The organism is Streptomyces sp. MZ04 (assembly GCF_004684775.1).
Taxonomy (GTDB): Bacteria; Actinomycetota; Actinomycetes; order Streptomycetales; family Streptomycetaceae; genus Streptomyces.
In genome coordinates this window covers 1-5,854 of record NZ_SRIC01000408.1, presented here as the reverse complement: position 1 = coordinate 5,854, position 5,854 = coordinate 1, and the positions used below count along the sequence as shown (strand labels likewise).

Here is a 5,854-nt window from a genome sequence, read left to right as displayed (position 1 = left end):
GGGTGGGGGCCGGGCACGTGCCGGAGGAGTTCGAGGCGGTCGGGGCCGACTTCGAGCGGCGCGGGCCCGTTCTCGACGAGACCATTGATGCCTTGAAGGCCTCCCTCGGCGCGGACGAGTATCCCGAACACCACGGTGAGTACTACGACTTCGAGGGGCTCGGGCAGCAGCCGCGGCCCGTGCAGCCGCGCGTGCCGGTCTGGGTCGGCGGCTCCTCGCCCGCCGCCGTGCGCAGGGCCGCCGTGCGGGGTGACGGGTGGCTGCCGCAGGGGGATCCGCGCGACAAGCTGCCCGCGCAGATCGCCCGGCTCCGGCGGCTGCGGGAAGAGGCGGGGGTGCGGGAGCCGATCACGGTCGGGGCCATCGCCGAGCCGCTGTACGTGGGGGAGCCGGCCTGGTCCGTGGGGCGGCGCACGCTCAGCGGGAAGCCGGACGCCATCGCGGAGTCGCTGCGCGCGTACGGAGCGATGGGCGTGCAGCAGATACAGGTGCGGTTCCGCTCGCGCAGCCGCGGTGAACTGACCGATCAGATGGCGGCGTTCGCCGCCGAAGTCGCTCCGCACCTCAACTGAGAGCTCACTCAAGGAGACTCGTATGGGCAAGCTGGACGGGCGCGTCGTCATCGTCACCGGCGCGGCACGCGGACAGGGCGAGCAGGAGGCGCGGCTCTTCGTGGAGGAAGGGGCCAAGGTCGTGCTCGCGGACGTGCTCGACGACCAAGGGGAGGCGCTGGCCACGGAGTTGGGCGAGGCGTCGGCCCGGTACGTACATCTCGACGTCAGTCAGGAAGCCGACTGGCAGTCCGCCGTGGGCTCCGCCAAGGACGCGTTCGGGAAGATCGACGGGCTCGTCAACAACGCCGGGATCCTGCGCTTCAACGAGCTGGTCAGTACCCCGCTCGAGGAGTTTCAGCAGGTCATCCAGGTCAATCAGGTGGGGTGTTTTCTTGGTATCCGCACCGTCGCGCCCGAGATCGGGGCGGCCGGCGGCGGCACCATCGTGAACACCGCCTCGTACACGGCGATGACCGGCATGGCCTACGTCGGCGCGTACGCCGCCACCAAGCACGCCATCCTCGGGCTCACCCGCGTCGCGGCGATGGAGCTCGCGGGGCAGGGGATCCGTGTCAACGCCGTCTGTCCGGGGGCCGTCGACACCCCGATGACCAACCCGGCGCAGCTCGACCCCACCGCCGATCCGACCGAGGCGCGGGACGCCGTCGCCGAGCTCTACAAGAAGCTCGTGCCGCTCGGGCGGATCGGGAAGCCCGAGGAGGTGGCCGCGCTCGCGCTCTTCCTGACCGGCGGGGACTCGGCGTACATCACCGGGCAGCCGTTCGTCATCGACGGCGGGTGGCTGGCGGGCGTCAGCATTGTCTGACGGGGCGCTGTCTGACGGTGCGTCAGTGCGGGGCGGTCGGGGGTATTGACGGTCCGTGCGACCGGTGGAACAGTCGACCCATCAAGATCTGACGGTGCGTCAGAAAGTGCGTCAGAAACTCCGTCGGAAACTCACGAGGATGGTGAACCTCCTTGGAATTCGGTCTCTTTGTACAGGGATACGTGCCCGCCAAGCGGGCCAAGGTCGACCCCGAAGCCGAGCACAAGGCGCTCATCGAGGAGACCGAGTACGTCATCCAGGCGGACAAGTCCGGGTTCAAGTACGCCTGGGCGTCCGAGCACCACTTCCTGGAGGAGTACTCGCACCTCTCCGCCAACGACGTCTTCCTCGGCTATCTCGCCCACGCGACCGACCGCATCCACCTGGGCTCCGGCATCTTCAACCCGCTGGCCCCGGTGAACCACCCGGTCAAGGTCGCCGAGAAGGTCGCCATGCTCGACCATCTCTCCGAAGGACGCTTCGAGTTCGGGTCCGGGCGCGGCGCCGGGTCGCACGAGATATTGGGCTTCATGCCGGGGATCACCGACATGAACCACACCAAGGAACTCTGGGAAGAGACCATCGCCGAGTTCCCCAAGATGTGGCTCCAGGACGAGTACGTCGGCTTCCAGGGCAAGCACTGGTCCCTGCCGCCGAGGAAGGTGCTTCCCAAGCCTTACGGGAAGTCCCACCCTGCTATGTGGTACGCCGCCGGGTCCCCGCCCTCGTACGCGATGGCCGGGAAGAAGGGGCTCGGGGTCCTCGGCTTCAGCGTGCAGAAGGTCTCCGACATGGAGTGGGTCCTCGAGTCGTACAAGACGGCCGTGAAGGACGCCGAGCCGGTCGGGGCCTTCGTCAACGACAACGTCATGGTGACGTCCACGGCCATTTGCGCGGAGACGCACAAGAAGGCGGTCGAGATCGCGGTGAGCGGGGGGCTCAACTACCTCCAGTCGCTGCTCTTCCGGTACCACGACACCTTCCCGCGGCCCGAGGGCATCCCGGAGTGGCCCGAGCTCCTTCCCGAGTACAGCGAGGAGATCATCGAGCTGCTCATCGCCGAGGAGCTGATGATCTGCGGCGACCCGGACGAGGTGCTCACGCAGTGCAAGCGGTGGGAGCAGGCCGGGGCGGATCAGCTGTCCTTCGGGCTGCCGATCGGCATCTCGCCCGAGGACACGAAGAACACGATCAAGCTGATCGGTGAGCATGTGATCCCGAAGATTGATACGGATCCCGTGCACCGCACTACGCGTATGCGGGGATCCTCCGGCGGTTGAGCCGCCCTTCCTGATCGCCCCGGCCTTCCCTTCCCGGACGGAGGCCGGGGCACCCACCCGTTCACCCCGAAGGGGGACTTGCACCGTCATGCTTGATCACCTCATCAAGGGCGCGACCGTCGTCGACGGGACCGGTGCCCCCGCACGCGTGGCCGACGTAGGCATCAGGGACGGGCGCATAGCCGTCATCGCCGAACCCGGAACCGTCACCGAGTCGGCCACGACCAGCGAAGACGCCCAGGGGCGGGTCCTCGCGCCCGGGTTCGTCGATCCGCACACGCACTACGACGCCCAGTTGTTCTGGGATCCGTACGCGACCCCGTCCCTGAATCACGGCGTGACGACCGTCGCCGGCGGCAACTGCGGCTTCACGCTCGCCCCGTTGAACCCGGACCGCCCCGAAGACGCCGACTACACGCGCCGGATGATGTCCAAGGTCGAGGGCATGTCACTCGTCGCGCTCGAAGAGGGCGCGCCCTGGTCGTGGAGCTCGTTCGGCGAGTATCTCGACGCTCTGGAGGGTCGGGTCGCCGTCAACGCAGGGTTCATGGTGGGTCATTGCGCTCTTCGGCGGTACGTGATGGGGGCGGACGCGGTGGGCGGCCAGCCGACCCCCGCACAGCTGGAGGAGATGCTGAGCCTCTTCCACGACGCCATGGACGCCGGCGCCTGGGGGCTCTCCACCACCCAGTCCTCCACCCACTCGGACGGCGACGGGCAGCCGGTCGCATCGCGGCACGCGAAGCCCGACGAACTGCTCGCGCTCAGCCGGGCCGTCGCCGAGCACGAGGGAACGCAGCTCGAAGCCATCGTCGCGGGGTGTCTGGACCAGTTCAGCGATGACGAGATCGACCTCTTCGTCGACATGAGTGCCGCCGCCGGGCGGCCGCTCAACTGGAACGTCCTCACCATCGACTCCGCCGTCCCCGAGCGCGTCCCGCGCCAGCTGATCCCCAGCGAGCGCGCCCGCAAGGCGGGCGGCCGCATCGTCGCCCTCACCATGCCGATCCTCACCCCCATGAACATGTCCCTCGGCACCTTCTGCGCCCTGAACCTGATCCCCGGGTGGGGAGAGGTCCTGGGCCTGCCCGTGCCGGAGCGCATCGCCAAGCTGCGCGACCCGGACATCAGGGGCGAGATGCTGCGGCGCGCCGACAGCAAGGAGGCGGGGGTCTTCCGGCGGCTCGCGCACTTCGACCGGTACGTCATCGGGGACACGTACGCGAAGGAGAACGAGGGGCTGACGGGGCGGGTCGTCCGGGACATCGCCGCCGAGCGTGGCCAGGAGCCCTTCGAGTGCCTCGTAGAGATCTGCGCCAACGACGACCTGCGTACGGTCCTGTGGCCCATGCCCTCCGACAACGACCCCGACTCGTGGGCCCTGCGCCAGGAGGCCTGGCAGCACGAGGACGTCATGCTGGGCGGCTCCGACGCGGGCGCGCACCTGGACCGGATGTGCGGCGCCCCGTACACGACGCGGTTCATCGGGGACTGTCTGCGGGGCCGGAAACTGGTCGGCCTCGAGGAAGCGGTGAAGATGCTCACCGACGATCCCGCCCAGCTCTTCGGGCTGCGGGACCGCGGGCGCGTCCAGGAGGGCTTCCACGCCGACCTCGTCCTCTTCGACCCCGAGCGCATCGACGCGGGCAAGGCGACCCTGGTGCACGACCTGCCGGGCGACAGCCCGCGCCTCGACTCCAAGGCGATCGGCATCAACGCGGTGTGGGTCAACGGAGTCGAGACCATCCGTGAGGACCGGGTGACGGGCGCGACCCCCGGCACGGTGCTCCGGTCCGGCCGGGACACCAGGACGGTGAGCACCAAGTGACGACCTCCGAACTCCCCAGTGAGCAGCGGCTGTTCATCGGCGGCGAGTGGGTCGAGCCGGACGACGGACACTACGAGGTGATCAACCCGGCGACCGAGGACGTCGTCGGGCTCGCCCCCGAAGCGAGCCGCGCGCAGGTGCACCAGGCGGCGGCGGCCGCACGCGAGGCCTTCGCGACCTGGTCGTGCACGACACCCGAGGAGCGGGCCACGGTCCTCGACCGTGCCGCGGCGATCATGCAGCGCGATTTCGTGGCGTACGCCGAACTGGCCCAGGCCGAGAGCGGCGCGACGACCGGGACGGCGCGCGGGATGCAGGTCGGGGTGTCGGTGGCGCGCTTCAAGCGGTACGCGAAGGGGGCCCTCGAGCCGGTCGAGACCGGGCTGCCCCCGCAGATCACCGAGGCGGGCCCGATGGGGAAGGCGGGCGTCACGGGAGCACTGGCCGTGCGCCAGCCGGTGGGCGTCGTCACCTGCATCACCTCGTACAACAACCCCTGGGCCAATCCCGCGGGCAAGGTCGCGCCCGCCCTGGCCATGGGCAACACGGTCGTGGTGAAGCCCGCGCCGCAGGACCCGCTGTCGGTGTACCGGATGGCGGCCGCGCTGGAGGAGGCGGGCGCGCCGGCGGGCGTGGTGAACGTGGTGTCGGGCGCGCGCCCGGAAGCGGGCGAGGCGGCCGTCGACTCGCCGGACGTCGACATGGTCAGCTTCACCGGCTCGACCTCGGTCGGGCAGCGCATCGCCGAGGTGTGCGGCCGCGACATGAAGCGGCAGCTGATGGAGCTGGGCGGCAAGGGCGCGGCGCTGGTCTTCGAGGACGCGGACCTGGACTCGGCGGTGGCGGGGATAGGGACGACGTTCGCCTTCTACAGCGGACAGATCTGCACGGCCCCGACGAGGGTGATCGCGCACCGGACCGTCTACGACGCCCTGATCGAGAAGCTGAAGGGCTACATCGGCTTCATGAAGGTCGGCGATCCACGGGAGCAGGGCACGATCGTCGGCCCGGTGATCTCGGCCGCACACCGGGACCGGATCGAGTCGTACGTGGAGCTGGGCCGCAAGGAGGGCGCGCGGGTGGTGGCGGGCGGCGAGCGCCCGGCCGGTGCCGGTCTCGACCGCGGCTTCTATGTCGCGCCGACGCTGCTCGCGGACTGCACGAACGACATGCGGGTGGTCCGGGAGGAGATTTTTGGCCCGGTGGTGGTGGTCGTCCCCTTCGACGCGGAGGAGGAAGGCATCGCGCTGGCCAACGACAGCGACTACGGCCTCATCGACTACGTCTGGTCGTCGGACGTGGCCCGCGCCTTCCGGGTGGCACGGCGGCTGCGGGCCACGTCCGACGACCAGACGTAGTCGATGAG

5 protein-coding genes are annotated in these 5,854 nt (G+C 69.6%); all 5 read left to right on the top strand.

Annotated elements, in window-relative coordinates:
• On the top strand, window positions 1-572 hold a 572-nt coding region (locus tag E2651_RS40580), incomplete at its 5' end, for an LLM class flavin-dependent oxidoreductase (RefSeq protein ID WP_135336289.1).
• A gap of 22 nt (window positions 573-594) precedes the next feature.
• Complete coding sequence (locus E2651_RS40575) at window positions 595-1,380, top strand: glucose 1-dehydrogenase (protein WP_135336288.1); 786 nt, start codon at window positions 595-597, stop codon at window positions 1,378-1,380.
• 152 nt (window positions 1,381-1,532) lie between these two features.
• Window positions 1,533-2,660, top strand: coding sequence for an LLM class flavin-dependent oxidoreductase (locus tag E2651_RS40570; RefSeq protein ID WP_135336287.1), 1,128 nt, complete (start codon window positions 1,533-1,535; stop codon window positions 2,658-2,660).
• Between the two features lie 88 nt (window positions 2,661-2,748).
• Window positions 2,749-4,488, top strand: a complete 1,740-nt coding sequence (locus tag E2651_RS40565; RefSeq protein WP_135336286.1) for a D-aminoacylase — start codon at window positions 2,749-2,751, stop codon at window positions 4,486-4,488.
• On the top strand, window positions 4,485-5,846 hold the full coding sequence (locus E2651_RS40560) for an aldehyde dehydrogenase family protein (RefSeq protein ID WP_135336285.1): 1,362 nt from the start codon (window positions 4,485-4,487) through the stop codon (window positions 5,844-5,846). Before E2651_RS40565 ends, E2651_RS40560 begins: the two co-directional genes overlap by 4 nt.
• Window positions 5,847-5,854 lie beyond the last annotated feature (8 nt).